The 19414-nt window shown below is 41.1% G+C and carries 20 protein-coding genes; all 20 read right to left on the bottom strand.

The annotated features are described in order from the left end of the window. Positions 1-27: 27 nt before the first annotated feature. The 20 genes from rseP to flhA all read right to left on the bottom strand — a co-directional run bounded on the left by rseP (position 28) and on the right by flhA (position 19396). Positions 28-1284 (bottom strand): RIP metalloprotease RseP, encoded by a 1257-nt coding sequence (gene rseP, locus Q7A53_RS04375; protein WP_411787908.1) that lies wholly within the window; start codon positions 1282-1284, stop codon positions 28-30. Between the two features lie 16 nt (positions 1285-1300). Beyond that, the gene (gene dxr, locus Q7A53_RS04380; protein ID WP_411787909.1) at positions 1301-2446 is read right to left on the bottom strand and encodes a 1-deoxy-D-xylulose-5-phosphate reductoisomerase; all 1146 of its coding nucleotides are present in this window, start codon (positions 2444-2446) and stop codon (positions 1301-1303) included. A 30-nt stretch (positions 2447-2476) separates the two neighbouring features. After that, positions 2477-3280 (bottom strand): phosphatidate cytidylyltransferase, encoded by an 804-nt coding sequence (locus Q7A53_RS04385; protein ID WP_411787910.1) that lies wholly within the window; start codon positions 3278-3280, stop codon positions 2477-2479. Positions 3281-3296: 16 nt separating this feature from the next. Further along, entirely contained in the window at positions 3297-4064 is a 768-nt protein-coding gene (locus Q7A53_RS04390) for an isoprenyl transferase (RefSeq protein WP_411787911.1), read from the bottom strand. A 282-nt stretch (positions 4065-4346) separates the two neighbouring features. Further along, on the bottom strand, positions 4347-4904 hold the full coding sequence (gene frr / locus Q7A53_RS04395; protein ID WP_411787912.1) for a ribosome recycling factor: 558 nt from the start codon (positions 4902-4904) through the stop codon (positions 4347-4349). Between the two features lie 2 nt (positions 4905-4906). Further along, positions 4907-5629 carry a UMP kinase gene (pyrH, locus tag Q7A53_RS04400; RefSeq protein ID WP_411787913.1) on the bottom strand — a complete coding sequence of 241 codons (723 nt, stop codon included), beginning with the start codon at positions 5627-5629 and terminating at the stop codon, positions 4907-4909. A gap of 114 nt (positions 5630-5743) precedes the next feature. Beyond that, on the bottom strand, positions 5744-6628 hold the full coding sequence (gene tsf / locus Q7A53_RS04405) for a translation elongation factor Ts (RefSeq protein WP_411787914.1): 885 nt from the start codon (positions 6626-6628) through the stop codon (positions 5744-5746). A 91-nt stretch (positions 6629-6719) separates the two neighbouring features. Then, positions 6720-7460 carry a 30S ribosomal protein S2 gene (gene rpsB, locus Q7A53_RS04410; RefSeq protein ID WP_411787915.1) on the bottom strand — a complete coding sequence of 247 codons (741 nt, stop codon included), beginning with the start codon at positions 7458-7460 and terminating at the stop codon, positions 6720-6722. Between the two features lie 133 nt (positions 7461-7593). Beyond that, positions 7594-8094, bottom strand: coding sequence for a DUF6115 domain-containing protein (locus Q7A53_RS04415; protein ID WP_411787916.1), 501 nt, complete (start codon positions 8092-8094; stop codon positions 7594-7596). Between the two features lie 77 nt (positions 8095-8171). Beyond that, the gene (locus tag Q7A53_RS04420) at positions 8172-8996 is read right to left on the bottom strand and encodes a FapA family protein (protein WP_411787917.1); all 825 of its coding nucleotides are present in this window, start codon (positions 8994-8996) and stop codon (positions 8172-8174) included. A gap of 32 nt (positions 8997-9028) precedes the next feature. Next, positions 9029-9541, bottom strand: a complete 513-nt coding sequence (locus Q7A53_RS04425) for a flagellar assembly protein A (protein ID WP_411787918.1) — start codon at positions 9539-9541, stop codon at positions 9029-9031. Positions 9542-9564: 23 nt separating this feature from the next. After that, the gene (locus Q7A53_RS04430; protein WP_411787919.1) at positions 9565-10338 is read right to left on the bottom strand and encodes a FliA/WhiG family RNA polymerase sigma factor; all 774 of its coding nucleotides are present in this window, start codon (positions 10336-10338) and stop codon (positions 9565-9567) included. Between the two features lie 342 nt (positions 10339-10680). Next, positions 10681-11178, bottom strand: coding sequence for a chemotaxis protein CheD (locus Q7A53_RS04435; RefSeq protein ID WP_411787920.1), 498 nt, complete (start codon positions 11176-11178; stop codon positions 10681-10683). Further along, positions 11171-11803, bottom strand: coding sequence for a chemotaxis protein CheC (locus tag Q7A53_RS04440; protein WP_411787921.1), 633 nt, complete (start codon positions 11801-11803; stop codon positions 11171-11173). The genes Q7A53_RS04435 and Q7A53_RS04440 overlap by 8 nt, the downstream gene beginning before the upstream one ends. 4 nt (positions 11804-11807) lie before the next feature. Continuing rightward, positions 11808-12278, bottom strand: a complete 471-nt coding sequence (locus Q7A53_RS04445) for a chemotaxis protein CheW (RefSeq protein ID WP_411787922.1) — start codon at positions 12276-12278, stop codon at positions 11808-11810. A gap of 13 nt (positions 12279-12291) precedes the next feature. After that, a complete protein-coding gene (locus tag Q7A53_RS04450) occupies positions 12292-14340 on the bottom strand; it encodes a chemotaxis protein CheW (RefSeq protein WP_411787923.1) in 2049 nt (682 codons plus the stop codon). A gap of 19 nt (positions 14341-14359) precedes the next feature. After that, positions 14360-15400 (bottom strand): protein-glutamate methylesterase/protein-glutamine glutaminase, encoded by a 1041-nt coding sequence (locus Q7A53_RS04455; RefSeq protein WP_411787924.1) that lies wholly within the window; start codon positions 15398-15400, stop codon positions 14360-14362. Between the two features lie 5 nt (positions 15401-15405). Further along, on the bottom strand, positions 15406-16269 hold the full coding sequence (locus Q7A53_RS04460; protein WP_411787925.1) for a MinD/ParA family protein: 864 nt from the start codon (positions 16267-16269) through the stop codon (positions 15406-15408). Continuing rightward, on the bottom strand, positions 16266-17366 hold the full coding sequence (gene flhF, locus Q7A53_RS04465; protein WP_411787926.1) for a flagellar biosynthesis protein FlhF: 1101 nt from the start codon (positions 17364-17366) through the stop codon (positions 16266-16268). Before flhF ends, Q7A53_RS04460 begins: the two co-directional genes overlap by 4 nt. After that, positions 17363-19396 (bottom strand): flagellar biosynthesis protein FlhA, encoded by a 2034-nt coding sequence (gene flhA, locus Q7A53_RS04470; RefSeq protein WP_411787927.1) that lies wholly within the window; start codon positions 19394-19396, stop codon positions 17363-17365. The genes flhF and flhA overlap by 4 nt, the downstream gene beginning before the upstream one ends. Positions 19397-19414: the final 18 nt, after the last annotated feature.

The following is a 19414-nucleotide window of genomic DNA, read 5'->3' on the forward strand; positions in this document are numbered from 1 at the left end:
TTGTCTCCCTGGCTTCCAGCTCTTTGATTATAAGAATAATCGTTGTATATCATTCCATGTTACCACGAGCATTAACAACATTAACAGGGCAAACCCAATAAAGTGTACGATCCCCTCTTTCTGTGGATCCACAGGCTTTCCTCTAATTCCTTCAACACCGACAAATAACAGCCTGCCGCCGTCTAATGCTGGCAGAGGAAGAAGGTTGACTATCCCTAAATTAATACTTAATATGGCCGTCCACATCATAAAGTTCGTGAACCCAGTTTGTACTACTTTATCCGTAGCATCATAAATACCAACCGGTCCAGACAGCATATCCAGAGAGAATTGACCCGTAACTAGCTTTCCTAAGTTTGTCAGGATCATTTTGCCCCAATCATAGGTCTGAGTGAACCCAAAGGTTATCTTTTTGAAAAAAGAATCATCAAAGGCCCGTGCTACTCCTACCTGGCCGAATTTCTGACCCTGATCAGTTATAGATGCCGGCGTTACATCAATTTCCTGCGTCTGACCATTTCTTTCTACAGTGAGCGCCATTTGCTCATCAGGGTGATCGCGGACGATGGTAGTAAATTCTTCCCACGAATCCACTGGCTCGTTATCAATGGCAACGACCTTATCACCCGCATGAAGGCCTGCTTGTTCAGCTGGCGTATTTTTCTGAATCTCACCAAGCACCGCTTGATCAGCAGGAACTCCTTGGATAAAACCTAAAATCGTAAATAAGACGATAGCCAGTACAAAATTCATCAGCGGACCGGCAAAAAGCTGCATTGCCCGCTGAGGAACGCTTTTAGAGGCAAACTGGCGGTCATAAGGTGCAATCTGCGTTTCCTTCTCATCCATTACAAACAATGCTTTTGGATCTACATCAAAATAGAGCTTCTCATTCTCATCAACTTCATATCCCTCAATAACTAATTGATGATCCAAATCTGCCCGCTCTACTTCTATCACACGAGCATGAGGATGTTTAGACTTATTGTTCACAATAATCCGGCTGACTTTCCCTTCACTATTGAATTCCAAGCCAATATGATGTCCCGGCTTTAACTCAATAATTTCAGGATCCTCTCCAGCTACACGAACATATCCACCAATCGGCAGTAAGCGAATGGTATATAATGTTTCATTTCTCGTGAATGCAAAGATCTTCGGTCCAAAACCGATGGCAAATTCACGAGCAAGCATACCTGCGCGCTTGGCAAATATGAGATGCCCCCACTCATGTACAAATACTAAAAGTCCGAACATGAGTATAAATGCAATCACTGTAGTCAAATGAAGCACCTTCCTTTTAATTTAAATGGAAACGGACTTGCTTTCTTGTTTCCTCATCAATAGACAGTATGGCAGGCAAGTCAGGGTTATGAATCCGCGAGTGTTTTTCAAGAGCATTTTCAATCAATTGTTCAATCTCCAAGAAGGAAATTTTACCCTCTAAAAACATTTGTACCGCTTCTTCATTCGCCGCGTTTAAAACGGTGGTCATTGACCCTCCTTGGCGTCCTGCTTCATAAGCCATTCGCAAACAAGGGAAACGTTCCATATCCATTTTCTCAAAATGCAGAGTCGCAATTTCTTCCAGGTTCAGTTGTTTCGTCATTGGCAGTTCCATTCTATTGGGGTAAGTTAAAGCGTACTGGATAGGTACTTTCATATCCGGGGTTCCCAATTGAGCAAGAACACTTCGATCTACGTACTCCACCATGGAATGAATGACACTTTCTCTATGAAGAATAACATGAATTTGGTCGTAAGGTACATTAAAAAGCCAATGGGCTTCAATTACCTCTAATCCTTTATTCATCATAGAAGCAGAATCAATCGTAATTTTGGCTCCCATACTCCAGTTTGGGTGATTTAGAGCATCTTCAACCGTTACACCTTCAAGTTCTTCTCTTTTTTTATCACGAAAGCTGCCGCCAGAAGCTGTAATAATCAATTTATGGATATCTTTTTTATCTTCTCCATTCAGAGATTGGTAAATGGCAGAATGCTCGCTGTCCACCGGTAAAAGCTCTACCTGATGTCTGCGCGCCTCTTCCATAACCAGGTGGCCTGCTGTAACCAGAGTTTCTTTATTGGCGATAGCAATTACTTTTCTTGCTTCAATCGCTTTTAGAGTAGCAGGCAGCCCAATACTCCCCATGACTGCATTAACGACCACATCAACAGGATCAGCAACACTTGCTTCAATCAGCCCTCCGCTTCCACATAAGATAGGAATCTGATCGATATGTCTGCTCAGTTTCTGTTTCGTATTTTCATCCTGTACGACAACTAATTCAGGTTTGAATTCTTGAATAAAAGGTACGGCCTTATCAATATTCTTTCCAAAAGCCATGGCGTACAACTCAAACTCTTCTGGATGTGCTCTAATGACGTCCAGCGTCTGGATGCCAATGGAACCTGTGGCCCCGAGCAGTGATATTTTTTTCATTATTTTTCTCCTTCCTACCAAGCAATGAATTTAATTAATTGCAGGAATGAAATTAATTAAGTGCAGGATTGGCAGAATGAAAATTAAACTATCAAACCTGTCCAGAACCCCGCCGTGTCCGGGCAGTATTTTCCCAGAGTCTTTAACAGCATAGTGACGCTTAAAAGCAGACTCCACGAGATCGCCAATCTGGCCGGCAATCGAAATAAGAATCGTAACAAGAATTACAATCACCATAGAATGATTAAGAGGCTGGATCAATTGAAAGATTACGGCGACTAGACACGCCAGAATTACTCCGCCAAGTGCGCCTTCCACTGTTTTCTTTGGACTGATCTGGGGCCATAATTTATGCCTGCCGAAAGCTCTTCCGAACAAATAAGCTCCGGTATCCGTAGCCCATACTATAAATAATGCATAAAAGATGTATTCCAGCTGAGCATCGCGGGTTTCGATTAAATAATTAAAGCCCATGCCAATATAGACGGCAGAAAGCAGCAAGAAACCTGCATCATCGAAGGTAAATCTATTTTTCACAAGTACCGTATAACTTAAAAGCAGTAGAACCACTAATAAAGTAATTTCAGATTTCGTAATGTACTCAGCAAAATTAAAATCCTCGACTAAATTTTTCGGAAACATTAATGCCCACATCAGCAATAAAGTTAAACCGGAAGATACAGAGTACCGGGCAATCTTTTTCATTCTCATTAATTCAAAGATGCCAATACTCGCAATAATATAAACAAAAAAGTAAAATAGTCTTCCGCCCAGCATTACGATAGGCAAAAAGATTAAACCCGCAACAATTGCGGTAATCGTCCGCTGTTTCATATTATAACCTCACACCTTATACTCCGCCGTAACGACGTTTGCGATTTTGATAGTCATACAACGCTTTTTCAAACAGGCTCTCATCAAAATCCGGCCAATAGACTTCAGTGAACCAGAATTCTGCATAAGCAAGCTGCCATAGTAGAAAATTGCTCAAGCGCTGCTCTCCACTTGTTCGTATTAATAAATCAGGCTCTTTCAAATTTGATGTGTATAAATGGGAAGAAAATAGTGTTTCGTCAATGTCGGAAATCTGGACACTCCCATTTTCCACTTCTGCTGCTATTTCCTTCACTGCATTAACCATTTCAAAACGGCTGCCATAATTCAAGGCGAAATTTAAAATGAGTCCGTTGTTATCCTTTGTCTTTTCAATAGCTTCCTGCACCGCTTTTTGGGTGTGATTTGGAAGAACATTGAAATCTCCAATGGTCTGGACTTGGACATTTCTTTCAATGAGTTCAGGCAAATATGTATTTAGAAAGTCAACAGGTAATTTCATTAAGAAGTCTACTTCTTTTTTTGGGCGTTTCCAATTTTCAGTTGAAAAGGCATAAAGGGTTAATACATGCACTCCTATATCAGAGGCTTGTCTAACGATCTTCTTAACGACTCCCATACCTTCTTTATGACCAGCAATTCGAGGCATTCCTCTATTTTTAGCCCATCGGCCATTTCCATCCATTATGATAGCCACATGTTTAGGCAGATGATCCTGATCAAGACCAAGAGGTTTGGTAGTTGGCTGCTTTTTATTTTTAGTAAACGGAAACTTGATTGGCATTGCTAATCCTCCAGTCTGATTGTTCCATCTCTATATTATATACTATTATCGTACATCATGCCGCCGAGGACATAAAGACTTACATGAAATGTGCTGAAATAAGATGAGGAACCCAGAAAGACCCCGATTCCTTCATGCAGCTACAAGGAATGCTTTTATGCGTGGCCAACGGGTTTATGCCGAAGCGGATCCTATCAATTACTATGCCAAAATAAAAACCGCACTGCCAAACAGCTACAGTGCGGCTTCATACACCAAATGGCATACTAAGATGGAAGGAGATCAAACTTCCATAATTTCTTCTTCTTTTGTTTTTGCAAGCTGATCGATTTTATCAACGTGGGTATTTGTAACTTTTTGCACATCGTCTTGATAAGAACGAAGCTCATCTTCCGTCAGATCATTGTCTTTTTCCGCTTTTTTCAGACGATCGTTTGATTCGCGGCGAATATTACGGATTTGAACTTTCGCTTCTTCTGAATACTTACCGACGACTTTAGCTAAATCTTTACGCCGTTCTTCCGTTAAAGCGGGGATGTTAATACGGACGATGTTCCCGTCACTGGACGGAGAAAGTCCTAGATCTGCTTTTTGAATCGCTTTTTCAACTTCAGCAATCGCTGATTTATCATAAGGTGTAATAACGAGCAGACGAGGTTCTGGTGCTGAAACTTGAGCTAGTTGATTCAACGGTGTAGCCGCTCCATAATAATCGACATAGACAGAATCAAGAATACCAGGATTCGCACGTCCTGCACGAACTGTAGCTAATTGACGGGAAAAAGCCTGAACGGCTTGTTCCATTTGTTGTTTAGTTTCGTTAATCACTGCATCTGACATGATTATTTCCCCCTTACAATTGTTCCTATATTTTCACCAAGAACAGCTTTTTTAATATTACCTTCTTCTGTAATAGAGAATACCAGTAAATCGATGTCGTTGTCCATACATAGAGAAGAAGCAGTAGAATCCATTACTCCAAGACCTTCATTAAGAACATCCATATAGGAGAGCTGATCGTACTTTTTAGCATCTTCATTTAGTTTTGGATCGTCGGTATAGACGCCATCTACGTTGTTCTTAGCCATTAAAATAACGTCTGCTTCAATTTCTGCGGCGCGCAGGGCTGCAGTAGTGTCTGTAGAAAAATAAGGATTTCCTGTTCCTGCAGCAAAAATGACAACGCGTTTCTTTTCTAAATGGCGAATCGCTTTTCTGCGAATATATGGTTCAGCTACCTGTCTCATCTCAATAGATGTCTGGACTCGGGTAGGAATCCCCATATTTTCCAGGCTGTCCTGAAGAGCGAGGGAATTCATAACCGTGGCCAGCATGCCCATATAGTCGGCATTAGCTCGATCCATTCCCATTTCACTTCCAACTTTACCGCGCCAGATATTACCGCCGCCTACAACAACGGCTACCTCAACACCAAGTTCGGCAACTTCCTTCACCTGACGTGATACCGATTTAATAATGCTCGGTTCTAGTCCGAAGCCAGCTTCTCCACTAAGAGCTTCTCCACTAAGTTTAAGTACAATACGACGATAGCGAGCTGTAGTCATAGTAACCTCCAATTAATAATGCTAGTCTTTTCTTTGTCCGCTACTAGTTGATTCAACTTATGTAGCATGTTTGAAAATAGGGAACACATTGTGTTCCCTACGTTTCTCACACTGTTATTTTTTAACCTGGCTCATTACTTCATCAGCAAAGTTTTCTTCGCGTTTTTCCATACCTTCGCCAACTTCAAAGCGAACAAAATCAGTAATCGCACCACCAGCAGAGGCTACGAATTTCTTAACTTTTTGATCAGGATCTTTAACGAAATCCTGTTCTAACAGGCAGATTTCCTGATAAAATTTATTGATACGGCCTTCTACCATCTTTTCAACGATGTTTTCTGGCTTACCTTCATTCAGCGCTTGAGTTTTCAGTACTTCACGCTCGCTGTTTACTACTTCTTCAGGAATTTCTTCACGGGAAACGTAACGCGGATTAACTGCTGCTACATGCATGGCCACATCTTTAGCTGCTGCTTCATCAGTAGAACCTTCAAGAACAGTTAGAACTCCGATGTTTCCGCCCATGTGTAAGTAAGCGCCAAAAGCATCGTTATCTGTTTTTTCTTTGATTACAAAACGGCGCAGAGAAATTTTTTCGCCGATTTTCGCAACAATATCCGTGATATAACTGTTAAGCGTATCCCCTTCACCATGAATCTTCTGTTCAAGAGCTTCTTCAACAGTAGCTGGTTTTTGGTTAACCAAATGCTTGCCCAATTCACTTAGAAGAGACTTAAACTGATCGTTTTTCGTTACGAAATCTGTTTCACAGTTTACTTCTAAAAGAACAGCCGTATTTCCTGAAACTTCAATATGAGCAGATCCTTCTGCTGCAATACGGTCAGCTTTCTTCTGTGCTTTAGAAATACCTTTTTCGCGGAGCCAGTCTAAAGCTTTATCCATGTCCCCGTCATTTTCTGTAAGTGCTTTTTTACAATCCATCATTCCAGCACCAGTTTTTTCACGAAGTTCTTTTACCATTTTTGCGTTTACAGCCATTGTTATGCCTCCTTATAAAATGTAACCGTTATTTAACCCTTTAAAAAAGGTGATAAAAGGTCTGCCCCCTTATCACCTTCTGAAACTATCCTTACTCGTTAGCAGTTTCTACTTCTGCTTCAACTGCTTCTTCAGTATCTTCAGTTTCTTCGCCTTGTTTTGCCTCAAGAACGGCATCTGCCATTTTTGATGTTAGCAATTTAACAGCACGAATTGCGTCATCATTAGCTGGGATGACATAGTCAATTTCATCCGGGTCACAGTTCGTATCAACGATACCGACTACCGGGATATTTAATTTATGTGCTTCCGCAATCGCAATGCGCTCTTTACGAGGGTCAATGACAAACATTGCAGCTGGAAGGCTATTCATTTCTTTAATACCGCCAAGGAATTTAACAAGACGATCTTTTTCTTTAAGCATGTCAACGACTTCTTTTTTAGGAAGTACTTCAAAAGTACCGTCTTCTTCCATACGCTCAATATCTTTCATACGATTGATACGCTTACGGATCGTTTGGAAGTTTGTAAGTGTTCCGCCTAACCAGCGCTGGTTAATGTAATACATACCACAGCGGTTAGCTTCATCACGAACAGTGTCCTGTGCTTGCTTTTTCGTACCTACGAATAGGATGTTACCGCCGTCTGCGGCAATATCTCTTACGTAGTTGTACGCTTCATCCACCTTTTTAACCGTTTTTTGCAGGTCGATGATGTAAATTCCGTTACGCTCTGTGAAGATGTACTTTTTCATCTTCGGATTCCAGCGACGGGTTTGATGTCCAAAATGAACACCAGCTTCTAGCAGCTGTTTCATAGAAATAACTGACATAATTGTTCCTCCTGTTTGGTTTATTAGTATCCTCCGCCTGTTTCATCTTTCTTTAAAAACTCTTTAATTTCAGAGCAACCTAATAAAGAAATCCAAAGGCGTGTGAATTGACACCGACAGTAAATATACCATATTAGAACCGTTCATTCAAGTCATAACCTGAATTTTTCTGTTTAAATTTAATAACTAATTCAATTTCAGTTTTTCCTCTATTCAATCTTTTTGCGATTTGGTCATTAGAAAGACCTTGATCTTTTAAAAGAAGGACCTGCGATTGGAGAGTTGGCTGGTAGGACTCATCTGTTGAATCGGGAGCAGGAGGTACATAATCTTTCTGTTCCTCTACCGGTGATTTAATTGTAGACCAGTGTTCTGATGAAGAATCAACTGGTGGTGACGAATTGTTGCTGGCATGCGGTTCCCGTTCTTTAGAGCGGAGCAAGTCGGTCATTCTTTCATTCTCTTCTTTTATTTCCATTAAGTAAGAGGTGAATAGATCTTCTATTTCGCTCGCCACTTTCTGTTGTTTTAATTCTAATTCTTCCGTTTTCTTTGTCCTGGCTGATAGATTTATGAACGCCAAGATCAGTATTCCCTCAATAATAAAATTAATCACTAATAAAAAGGCTGTCATACATACTCCCCTATACTTAACTTTCGCATATCCTGCCGTTATCCTAATACAAACTGGCTGAGTAATTTAAAGATGACCTATGGCTTCTGATGAATCACAATTTCTCCTTCTTCAAGAATAGCAATGACCTTCTGTTTCGTCTCCATAACTTTATACTGGTAACGGCCAAAACCTAAATTAGTATTGGCAAATAAAGTTCCACTTACTTCTACACTTGCTCCTTGAACTTCTCCCATAACAGCATCCATGGCAGATAAAGTACTTGTCAGGTCCTCAATTTCTTCCTCCACCGAGCTTAAGGAGTTCTTTTGTCTCAACAGAGTGATTTTATCCTTAATTCGGTTTTCTCCCTGGTTTATCTTATTGATCAGCATTTCGCCTAATTTATGAAGTTTGCTTTTTTCTTCTAGTTTTTGATTTTTCAGCTGAGTAAACTTCTTCACTTTTTCTTCTACCTTTTTATTTACCCCTAAGTATAAACCCGTAGGCGTGCTCATCCGGTTCCCTATATCTTTCGCTTCTATTCTGACTCCTGCTGATAACGTTCCTCCAATGATATTGCCCTTCTGACAATAAATACTATCTTTAGCTACGCAATGGCTATGGAGAATGGAGTTTTCCACAAATAGATTCTGACCTGCTTCTATTGCTGCCTGGTTAATATAACCAACGCGAATATCCAGTCCTGCCTGGATAACCGCCTTCCCCAGACCAGATACCCCTTCTCCCACGTAAACTGAACCACCTGCGATTATTTCGGCTCCTTCTACCATCCCGAGTATCTTAATATCACCATCTGCTTTTAAATGAAAGCCTGAAGGAACATTGCCATTAATTTCAATCGATCCAACAAAGTCTAGATTGCCAGTTTTCAAATTTAAATCTCCCGGGACCTTAAACAAGGGAAGGACTTTCAGTGACTTTTCATCATAACTTAACTGCCCTGTAAGTTCAGAATAAAAACTGCCGTCAGAAGTTTGGAAGGTAACATTTTCCCCGCCCTCATACGTTGAGGCTTGCCTGGCTTTGCAGGAAGCTCTTCTCCATAAACATTCCTTCCCGGCACCCCTTTTGTAGGAGGAATAACCCTGGCAACTCTTTCGCCTTTTGTAACAGAAGGGATGCTAATTATATCCCTGAAACTTACTTTATCACGGGCTTCTATTTCCATTGTAAACGACCGGTCAAAGATTATTTTACCGGGCTTTCCATTCTGAGGTTCTTTGCCAAAAGCAATTTGCAATGGGAAATTCACAGAATCAGGGCGAGTTGTCATCTGTTCAACCACTTCACCATCCACCCCATAGACGAGACCTTGTTCTTCTAGAAACCTATGAATCTCTTCAATTGATATTTCACTATCTTCAAGCCTGGAGTCCATCTCTATGTATGCTTCCATCTTATTTCTGGACACGGATAAGGTAAAACGGTCTTGAAGTTTGTCCACTTGAAGCCTTCCTCCTTCACTTATTATTTTCCAAGATCCAGCAAAGCTCCCTTCAATTTAAAAATCGCTTTAGCATGGATCTGCGATATTCTTGAAGTTGTTAAATTTAATAACTGGCCGATCTCTGTGAGAGTAAGTTCTTCATGATAAAAGAGACTGATTACCATTTGTTCTTTTTCATTTAACTCTTTGATTTGGTCCGCTAACTCTTGATAATTTTCTTCTTTAATTATTTTCTCATGCGGAGCAGGAGTGGTGTGATCTGGAATTGAGTAGCCAATCCCTTCCTTATGATCATCCTGTCCGTCCCTTGATCTTTCTTCCATAGATAAAACATTTGCATAAAGGGAATCTTTCATTGTTTCCTCAACTTCGCTAACACTCATATGTAACTGTTCGGCAATCTCATCAGCGGCAGCTGGTCTTTGAAATTTTTGCTCTAAACTCTCCGCAGTCTGCTCGATCTTCTTAGCCCTGTCCCGGACAGAGCGAGGCAGCCAGTCTTCTTTTCTTAACCCGTCAATAATTGAACCACGAATTCTAAAAGAAGCATACGTATCAAATTTAAGATCTCTAGCCGGATCGAACTTCTTTAAAGCATCATATAAACCGAGCAGCCCTAAACTATTCACATCGTCCTTGCTCACACTTTTCGGCAAATGGGCGGTAATTCTTTGTACATGATAGCTGACTAAATAATAATATCGTTCTACCAGTTCATTTGCGGCATCCGCTCGCTGGTAAGTTGTCCAAAGCTCCCATAACTCTAGTTCCTGAGTAGATAGTGAACGTGACATTTAATTCCTCCCTACTGTAGCAGTAAAATAAGTAGATTCAGTTTTCATCTTTTAATAAAGAGCGAATGACGTTTGTCGTTTCTTCTACTGATTCAGGTGTCATTTCCTTACTAGACTGTGCAGTTCTTTCATCTCGCTGTCCTTTAAGATACGATGTTTCTGATTCTTTGTTTACATAAGCCCACAGCAATCGAAATATAAACGCAAGAAAAAAAAAATAAAGAAGGAAGCTGAGCCATGTAATATTGAAGTTTCCCATGTGTTTACCGATAGAGAAATACTAGTAGTCAGGCCGAAAGCGGCGAGTGCCGAAATTAAATTCCATAGTATTGTGCCTGCCATTTAGATTACTGACTCTCCTTTATTCACTGTACGTATGTTTAGCTGCAGTGTCTCAGAATTAAATTCAATTGTCCTGCCGTTTTTGCCTCCTGTATCTTCTGCAATGAGCGGAATCTTTAATTCTTTAAGAGACTTCTTCACTGCATCAACATTTCTTGGACCAATTCTCATCATGTTGTTCGCCGTTTGAAACTGAAACATTTGGGCGCCTCCGGCAATTTTCGCCTGCAGTCGGCTTTTCTTCCCGCCCTGTTTCACTAACCCAGCTACTAAATCTATGATGGCAGTATCTGCATACTTTGACCGGTTTTTATCCTCTTGCTTGGACATAGAAGACTCAGGAAGCATAACATGAGCCATCCCAGCAATTTTAATCCTGTGATCAAATAGTACGACCCCCACACACGACCCTAACCCCGACGTCCGGATTTTTTGCGGATTCTTCACGATTTTTAAGTCAGCGATACCCACTTTGATTACTTGTGCCAGGTTATTCATCTGATGGTACTCCTAGTGCTTTAAAGATCCTATCGTAGGAATCAGGATCAGGGAATAAAAAGAAATGACCGGTTAAATTTTCATGATTTTCGTCATGCAGTGCTGTTTCCACCACAATTGCTTGATCACTGACTTGCGATAATTCTAGTAAACCATAGCTTAAAATTGCACCTGCCATGTCTGTAGATAAGGAAGGGACCGAAAGATAAAGTTCCAGCCCTGTAAAGTCAGACAAAGCGGAAATATAAGATCCCGAGAGGATATTCCCTAGTTCCTGCAGCACAGAAGAAGTAAATTCGTCCACGCTGTCCATGGGGAGAACGTAACTTGGAAGCCCTGCTATTTGTTTAATAAATTGTTCTGCCTGCCTGGGTGGAAGCAAGAAAAAGATACTGCCAGGTGCCTCTCCATCTATTTTAAGAGCAACGCTGACAACCATTTCTTCCGCTCCGCCTGCAAGCTCCACCACTTCATCAAAATCCACTAGTTTTACGGAAGGTACGTGCATCTCAACTTTTCTGTTCAATAGTGTGGAAAGTGATGTTGCAGCATTTCCCGCCCCAATATTGCCTATTTCCTTAATGACGTCCAAATGGAAATCAGTGAATTTATCTTTAAAGCTCATCCAATCATCCTTCTATTTCTTGTAATTCATTTACTTCTTCACGATTCAGGACTTTCTCTAAATTCAGCAGAATCAGCAATCGATTCTCAATTTTAGCTACACCGCGGATATATTCCACCTCTACTGTTCCCACTACTTCCGGTGCCGGTTCAATATCATCATTATGTAAATCCAGCACATCATTGGCAGCGTCAACAATTAGTCCAACACTCATTCCTTCAATAGTAGAGATAATCATTCTTGTTTGTTCGTTATAGGGCCCTGCTTCCAAATTAAACCTTCTCCGCAAATCGATGATCGGAGTTACGACTCCCCTTAGATTGATAACACCTTCTATAAAGATGGCTGTGTTAGGAATTCGTGTAATAGGCATCATTCGCTCAATGGATCCCACTTGAGAAACGGGAATGGCATACTCTTCTTCATTGAGTTGAAAAACAATGGCTTTCTCTTGTACAACTGATTCTTCAGACATAAAGTGGCCTCCCTTATTTAATTAAGGCATTACTATCAATAATTAAAGCTACTTGTCCATCCCCCAGGATTGTGGCTCCCGAAATGGCGAATACGCTGGACAAATAATTACCTAGTGACTTCAACACCACTTCCTGCTGGCCAATAAATGAATCTACTATCACACCAGCCAGCTTGTCCCCTTTACGAATAATCACTAGTGAGTAATCGTCATCGTCTACTTTCGTTTCTGGTACATTAAATAAATCTTTAAGAGAGACTAGAGGAACAACTTTCCCCCGAAAATCGATTACTTTCTTATTATGCGCCTTCATAATCTCATCTTTTTTTACAATGGCTGTTTCTATAATAGAGGATAATGGAATGGCATATTTTTCTTCCTGAACTTCGACAAGCATGACGGATAAAATAGAAAGTGTAAGCGGAAGCTGGATAGAAAATATACTGCCCTGATTCAGTTCGGAATCAATGGTAATACTTCCTCCTAGTGACTCGATCGTATTCTTTACTACATCAAGTCCCACTCCCCGGCCGGATAAATCGGAGACAGTATCTGCAGTAGAAAATCCACTGGCCATTAGTAGTTCATAGACTTGTTTATTCGTCATGCTTTCAGCTTGTTCGCCCGTTACAATGTTATTCTTCACAGCTTTTTCAATAACTTTATTCCTATTGATTCCTGCCCCATCATCAGAGATTTCAATAAACACGTGATTTCCACTGTGATAAGCTTTCAATTCAATGCGGCCAGTACTACCTTTTCCATTTGCTTCCCTGATCTCAGGGGACTCTATCCCATGATCCAGCGCATTCCTGATCAGATGAACGAGAGGGTCTCCAATTTCATCGATGACGGTTCGATCCAACTCTGTTTCGGCGCCGATGATTTCTAAGTCAATTTGTTTATTTAAGTCACGCGAAAGCTGGCGGACCATGCGCGGAAAGCGATTAAATACTTGCTCTATTGGAACCATGCGCATCGTTAAGATAATACTTTGCAAGTCGCTGGTGATTCTAGACATACGTTCAACTGTTTCTTGAAGTTCGTCATGCTTAAGATCATCAGAGATTTGTTCAAGTCTTCCTCTGTCAATTACTAACTCTTCAAAAAGATTCATCAGGACATCGAGCCGTTCAATATTTACACGAATCGTTTTATTGGGGTTCGTTTTCGCCTGGGAATTGGGTTCTTGATTGGCATCAGCTTCAGTTTCTAGTGGAGATGGACGGCTGACTTTTTCTTCGTTTGAATTAGAGTCAGGCAGCTGCTGAATTTGATTTTGTTCGGCCAAATACTTTTTAATAGAAAAAGTTTTTACTTCCGTCTTTTCTATTTCAGAAACTTTCAAAATCCTATTTTGAACTTCCTCACCAGATTGTTCGGTAATAAGGAGGACTTGGAAACCGGTATCGAATTCCTCATTCTCCAGAGCCTCCACGGCAGGAATCGACTTAATTACCTCTCCAAGCTGATCAAGAACTTCAAAAACCATATAAACGCGAGCAGCTTTGAGTAAACAATCATCTCGAAGTGTAATGTGAATGTGAAAATTATTTTGATTTTGCTCTTCTGATTGCTCGAGCACCGTTAATGTGAATTCATCAAGGATTAGTTCTTCTAAGGAGTGACTATTAGTAGACTCTACATCTGGAGAAGCTGTGTTAGAATTCATAACGGGATTCTCCCCTTGTTCAATCGCATCCAGCATTTGTACTACCTTGGTCACGTCCCGTTCGCCTGCGCCTCCATCTGCAATATCGATGACCATCGCCTCCAGGTCATCGACAGAATCAAAGACTACGTCAAGGACCTCAGCATTCACCTGAAGCTGTTCATTTCTAACAGCATCCAGAACATTTTCCATCTTGTGCGTTAAATTAGCGAGGTCTTGATACCCCATAGTTGCCGACATTCCTTTTAACGTATGGGCCGAGCGGAAAATTTCTCCAACAATGGAGAGATTCTGCGGCTGTTTTTCCAAATCCAGCAGATGATCGTTAATAGATTGCAGATGCTCTCTACTCTCATCAATAAATACTTCTAGGTACTGACTCGTTTCCAACGTCTATTCCCCCTTGTGGTTAGCTGATGGTCTGAATAATTTCTTTACTTAACTGCTCTAACGGTAAAACTTGGTCGGCTAACCCTGTTTTAATGATCGACTTTGGCATTCCGAACACAATACAGGATTCCTGTGCTTCTGCAATCGCATAAGTTTGAGGACAGGCATCCTTAAGTTGAAGGAGACCCTCCATCCCATCTGCCCCCATCCCCGTCATAATAACGGCTATGGTACGCACTTGCTTTAAAGCAGCTAAAGAAGAAAGCATCCGATTCACAGCTGGTCTGTGGCCATTTACAGCGTCTGATTGGTCGAGCTCAACATAGAGTTTATTGCCCTTAGAAACAATATTCATATGAAAATCCCCAGGTGCAATATAAGCGGTACCGCCTGTTAATTCTTCTTGGTCTTCCGCTTCTTTAACGGTGATCAGCGAAAGTTTGTTTAAACGAGCTGCTAATGACCGGGTAAAGCCCCGAGGCATATGCTGGACAATCACAATCGGCAAAGGAAAGTCGGCCGGAAGATCAGTTAATACTTTTTGTAATGCCCTCGGTCCACCCGTCGAAGTGCCAATAGCGACTATCATTGGCTGCTCAATACGAGAGCGGAGGGGTTTATAGCAAGCTGGGGGTTCTTTCCAAGGAAAAGCGGTAACTTTTGCTCCGCTTGCTGCAATAACTTTACGGATAATTGGCCGAGATACTTTCTCCATATCAAGGGAAATGGATCCCGAAGGCTTTTCAATAAAATCCACGGCTCCCAAATGCAATGCCTGAAATGTACTCTCTGCGCTTTGACTTGTTAAACTTGAAACCATTACTACAGGCAGGGGACGTTTTTCCATAATATTCCTCAATGTTTGCAGGCCGTCTAGTTTAGGCATTTCTATGTCCATTGTAATTACATCAGGAGTCAGCGTCGTAAGTTTATGTAGACAATCAAGCCCATCTCTTGCAGTGCCGATCACCTCAATTCGGAAGTCCTTATTTAAAATATCTGAAATCATCTTTCTCATAAATGCTGAATCATCTACAACTAAAACTTGCACTTTATTCATGGGGACTACCTTTCTAATACAAATCTTTTAAGTTTAGTTAGAAACGAACTTTCCTTTCGTTCCTTTTCTTCTATTCGATCGGCAACGTAGCGTTTGGCTATCCCGGCAACTGCCGCGCTGGCTTTGCTTTTAGGACTATTAATGCAGAAAGGTATCTGTTTTGCCACTGCTTGCATCACACTTCGGTCTTCAGGAATGACTCCTAATGAATGAATCGTCTTTGTTAGAAAATGCTCTGCCACTTTTTCAAGTCTTTGAAATGCTTTTTGTCCAGAGTGAACATTTAACGCCCGGTTGAGGAGTAGATAGATTGGTAAGTTCTTATCTTTCGTTACTAGATGTTTAATCATCGAATAGCCGTCCGTAATGGAGGTCGGTTCCGGCGTTGTCACCACGACTGCCTCATCTGCTGCCGAAATGAAGCTCAAACCGTCTGCAGACACTCCTGCACCCATATCAAATAAAATGTAATCGTAAGCGATGGCAAGTTGGGAGAATTGGGATTGGAAATACTCAAATTTACTCTCATCCAATTGAAAAAGATTCGCTAAACCAGCTCCCCCTGCTATATAAGATAGGTTATTTGGTCCTAGTTCAATAATATCATGAATGGTAAGATCTTTAGTAAACAAATCAACAATAGAATATCGAGGAGAAACACCGAGCAGAATATCGATGTTCCCCATGCCGATATCCAGATCAAAGATGAGGACTTTCTTATTTAATTGCACTAATTGTAGAGCAAAATTAATGGTAAAATTTGATTTCCCTACACCGCCCTTCCCGCTTGCAATCGCTATCGTCTTTCCTGCTGCGGGAGTGTCACGGATTTTCAGTCTGTTACGAAGCTGTTCTGCTTGATCTTTCATTCGAAGTCCTCCATGAGCAGAGAAGCAAGTTTATTAGAAGTACACTTAACAATATCATCTGGTACGTCTTGGCCGTTTGTTAAATAAGCAATTCCCATTTCATGCTGCCTCGCTATGTTGATCGCAGGTCCGAAAACAGAAGCTTCATCCGTTTTAGTAAATATTAATTGGTAAACAGGAATTTCTTTGAAATTTCGAATAATTTCCTTCATATCTCTTTCCTTTGAAGTTAATGAGAGCACCAGATGAGTAGCAGTGTTCTGATTAAAATCCATCGTTTCTTTTAGTTCTTGTACGTGAAAGATTTCTTTAAAATTTCTGCCTGCTGTATCGACGAGAATGAGGTCATACTTAGCAAATTTCTCTCTTGCTGCTATGTACTCTTCAAAGTTATAAGCAACCTCAAAAGGAATGTCTAGAATTTTAGCGTACGTTCTTAATTGGTCAATAGCAGCGATTCGATACGTATCAATTGTAATTAGCGCCACGTTTAAATCTCTATTCAGCATGGCATCTGCTGCTATTTTAGCAATCGTTGTAGTTTTTCCTACTCCTGTTGGACCGACTAAATGGACGAATTGTTTAGAATAAAGTTCAGGGAATTGAACCGTCTTTCCTAATTTTTCACTAAGCATATTTACCATATCTCGTTTGGAAGACGTCATGGAATTCAAGCTTAATTGGTTTCCTTCCACCAATGTTGTAAACTCATGCGCCAATTCTTTATCTAACTCCTGATTTAATAAATGTTCGTACAACTTTTGGCAGGAGTCATGAAATAGTGGCTGTTGCTTCTGTTCTTTCATGAGTGTTTTCAAATGCTTTAATTCTTTTAGAACTTCATCTGAGTCGGAAGCAGGGGGATAATTCTCTGGGAGCCGGTTTTTCCTATTAATATACGGTTCCTTTACTTTGCCACGGCTGGCGGCAGGATCCAATGCAGCAATGACCTCGATGTTCATTTTTTTAAACATCCCGAGAAAACCGCCCGTCTTCACATTTTTCGAATTCAAAATTACGGCATCTGGTCCCAGTTCCTGTCTTACTTTTTTCATAGCTTCCGGCATCGTTGGTGCAATAAATTTCTTTATCTTCATGCCACGTTCACCACCCCTACACTTTGTACCTCAACACTTGGTTCCAGCTCATTGTAAGATAAAACAACCACTAGCGGTAAAAAACGGTCTAACAGTTGTTTTAAATACATGCGGACTGCTGGCGAGCAAAGGAGAATGGCTGTTTCTTCCTGAAGGGACATTTGCTCTGCCTGCTCTGCAACTGCATTTATGATCGTTTGCTGAGAATCCGGATCCAACGCTAAATAGCTCCCATGTTCTGTCTGCTGAATATGATCTGCTAATATCTTTTCTACCCTTCCGGAAACGGTGATTACTTTTACACTGTCGTCAGCTGAACGATATTGGCTGGTGATTTGAGCTGCAAGCGCCTGCCTGCTGTATTCAGCTAGTAAGTCGGTATCGTTGGTCATCCGACCAAAGTCAGCCAGCGTTTCAAAAATTACGGGTAGATTTTTTACTGATATATTTTCCCGCAGGAGCTTGGCAAGAACTTTTTGAATATCGCCAATAGATAAAGGATCAGGAGTAACTTCGTCTGCCAGAATCGGATAGGATTCCTTCAGATGATCAATTAGCTGCTGTGTTTCCTGTCGTCCTAATAATTGATGAGCGTGCTGTTTAATGACTTCAGTAATATGAGTAGAAACTACGGATGGGGGATCCACCACTGTATATCCCGACAATTCTGCTTCATCTTTCAAATCCTCGGTAATCCATTTAGCAGGCAGCCCGAATGCAGGCTCCGTGGTTTCAATGCCTTCAATTTCATCTTCAGCTCCTCCAGGACTCATGGCTAAATAGTGATCAAGCAGCAGCTCCCCATAAGCGACCTGATTTCCTTTTACTTTTAACCGGTATTCGTTAGCTCCCAGCTGAATGTTATCTCGAATTCGGACTACCGGAATGACAATCCCCAGTTCGATAGCAAGCTGACGGCGAATCATCACGATTCGATCCAGCAAGTCTCCTCCCTGACTCGTATCCGCAATTGGAATGAGGGCATAGCCAAATTCAAATTCAATAGGATCCATGCTTATTAAGCTCACCACATTTTCAGGAGATCTCATCTGATCACTTTCTGCTTGATCGGTTTCTTCAGGTTCTTCCACTTCCGGAATTCTTTCCTCTCGCGATAACCAGTATCCCCCAAAGAAAAGAAGGCAAGCGATTAACGTTGTTATAAAGAAAGGAATGGGCGTTAACCCCAGTAAGAAGATCGTAGCTCCCGCGATGTATAAAAGCTTAGGGTAACGAAGAAGCTGACTGGTAATATCCGTACTTAAATTCCCTTCTGATGCAACTCTTGTAACTACTATTCCTGTCGCCGTTGAAATGAGTAACGCCGGAATTTGACTGACGAGTCCGTCCCCCACTGTTAATCTCATATATGTATCGACAGCTTCATTAAATGACATATCCATTTGGACCATTCCAATAATGAGACCAAATATAATATTAATAAGTACAATAATAATTCCTGCAATCGCATCACCTTTAACAAATTTACTGGCACCGTCCATAGCGCCATAAAAATCCGCTTCGTTTTCCACTTTTTGGCGGCGTTCTTTAGCTTGGATTTCATTGATCATTCCTGCGTTTAAATCAGCATCAATACTCATTTGCTTCCCTGGCATAGCATCCAGGGTGAATCTGGCTGCAACTTCGGATACCCTTTCGGCCCCTTTGGTAATAACCAGAAACTGAATGATGATTAAAATAATAAAGACAACAAATCCTACCAGTGGATTACCGCCGGTTACAAAAGAACCGAACGTCGCAACTACACCGCCCGCCTGGGCATCCGATAAAATGGAACGAGTTGTCGATACATTCAACCCAAGTCTAAATAAAGTTAATAATAGTAATAAGGAAGGAAAGATGGCGAATTGCAAGGCCTCATCCATATTCATGGAAACTAAAATCACAATTAAAGCCAAGGTAATATTAATTAAGATGAAAAAACTAAGCAGCCAGCCAGGCAAAGGAATGACAAGCATAACGATGATTAATATAACTCCTAATATGACTGATAGGTCTTTTGCGGACATGCACCTCACTCCTTTGGG

Origin of the sequence: Halobacillus rhizosphaerae (assembly GCF_046719735.1) — a bacterium.
Lineage (GTDB): Bacteria > Bacillota > Bacilli > Bacillales > Halobacillaceae > Halobacillus_B > Halobacillus_B rhizosphaerae.

What these genes read in the sequence shown, in the direction of transcription:
- dxr (WP_411787909.1), bottom strand. Translation starts at nt 2,446, where the DNA reads ATGAAAAAAATATCACTGCTCGGGGCCACAGGTTCCATTGGCATCCAG.
- Q7A53_RS04385 (WP_411787910.1), bottom strand. Translation starts at nt 3,280, where the DNA reads ATGAAACAGCGGACGATTACCGCAATTGTTGCGGGTTTAATCTTTTTG.
- Q7A53_RS04390 (WP_411787911.1), bottom strand. Translation starts at nt 4,064, where the DNA reads ATGCCAATCAAGTTTCCGTTTACTAAAAATAAAAAGCAGCCAACTACC.
- frr (WP_411787912.1), bottom strand. Translation starts at nt 4,904, where the DNA reads ATGTCAGATGCAGTGATTAACGAAACTAAACAACAAATGGAACAAGCC.
- pyrH (WP_411787913.1), bottom strand. Translation starts at nt 5,629, where the DNA reads ATGACTACAGCTCGCTATCGTCGTATTGTACTTAAACTTAGTGGAGAA.
- tsf (WP_411787914.1), bottom strand. Translation starts at nt 6,628, where the DNA reads ATGGCTGTAAACGCAAAAATGGTAAAAGAACTTCGTGAAAAAACTGGT.
- rpsB (WP_411787915.1), bottom strand. Translation starts at nt 7,460, where the DNA reads ATGTCAGTTATTTCTATGAAACAGCTGCTAGAAGCTGGTGTTCATTTT.
- Q7A53_RS04415 (WP_411787916.1), bottom strand. Translation starts at nt 8,094, where the DNA reads ATGACAGCCTTTTTATTAGTGATTAATTTTATTATTGAGGGAATACTG.
- Q7A53_RS04430 (WP_411787919.1), bottom strand. Translation starts at nt 10,338, where the DNA reads ATGTCACGTTCACTATCTACTCAGGAACTAGAGTTATGGGAGCTTTGG.
- Q7A53_RS04435 (WP_411787920.1), bottom strand. Translation starts at nt 11,178, where the DNA reads ATGAATAACCTGGCACAAGTAATCAAAGTGGGTATCGCTGACTTAAAA.
- Q7A53_RS04440 (WP_411787921.1), bottom strand. Translation starts at nt 11,803, where the DNA reads ATGAGCTTTAAAGATAAATTCACTGATTTCCATTTGGACGTCATTAAG.
- Q7A53_RS04445 (WP_411787922.1), bottom strand. Translation starts at nt 12,278, where the DNA reads ATGTCTGAAGAATCAGTTGTACAAGAGAAAGCCATTGTTTTTCAACTC.
- Q7A53_RS04455 (WP_411787924.1), bottom strand. Translation starts at nt 15,400, where the DNA reads ATGAATAAAGTGCAAGTTTTAGTTGTAGATGATTCAGCATTTATGAGA.
- Q7A53_RS04460 (WP_411787925.1), bottom strand. Translation starts at nt 16,269, where the DNA reads ATGAAAGATCAAGCAGAACAGCTTCGTAACAGACTGAAAATCCGTGAC.
- flhF (WP_411787926.1), bottom strand. Translation starts at nt 17,366, where the DNA reads ATGAAGATAAAGAAATTTATTGCACCAACGATGCCGGAAGCTATGAAA.
- flhA (WP_411787927.1), bottom strand. Translation starts at nt 19,396, where the DNA reads ATGTCCGCAAAAGACCTATCAGTCATATTAGGAGTTATATTAATCATC.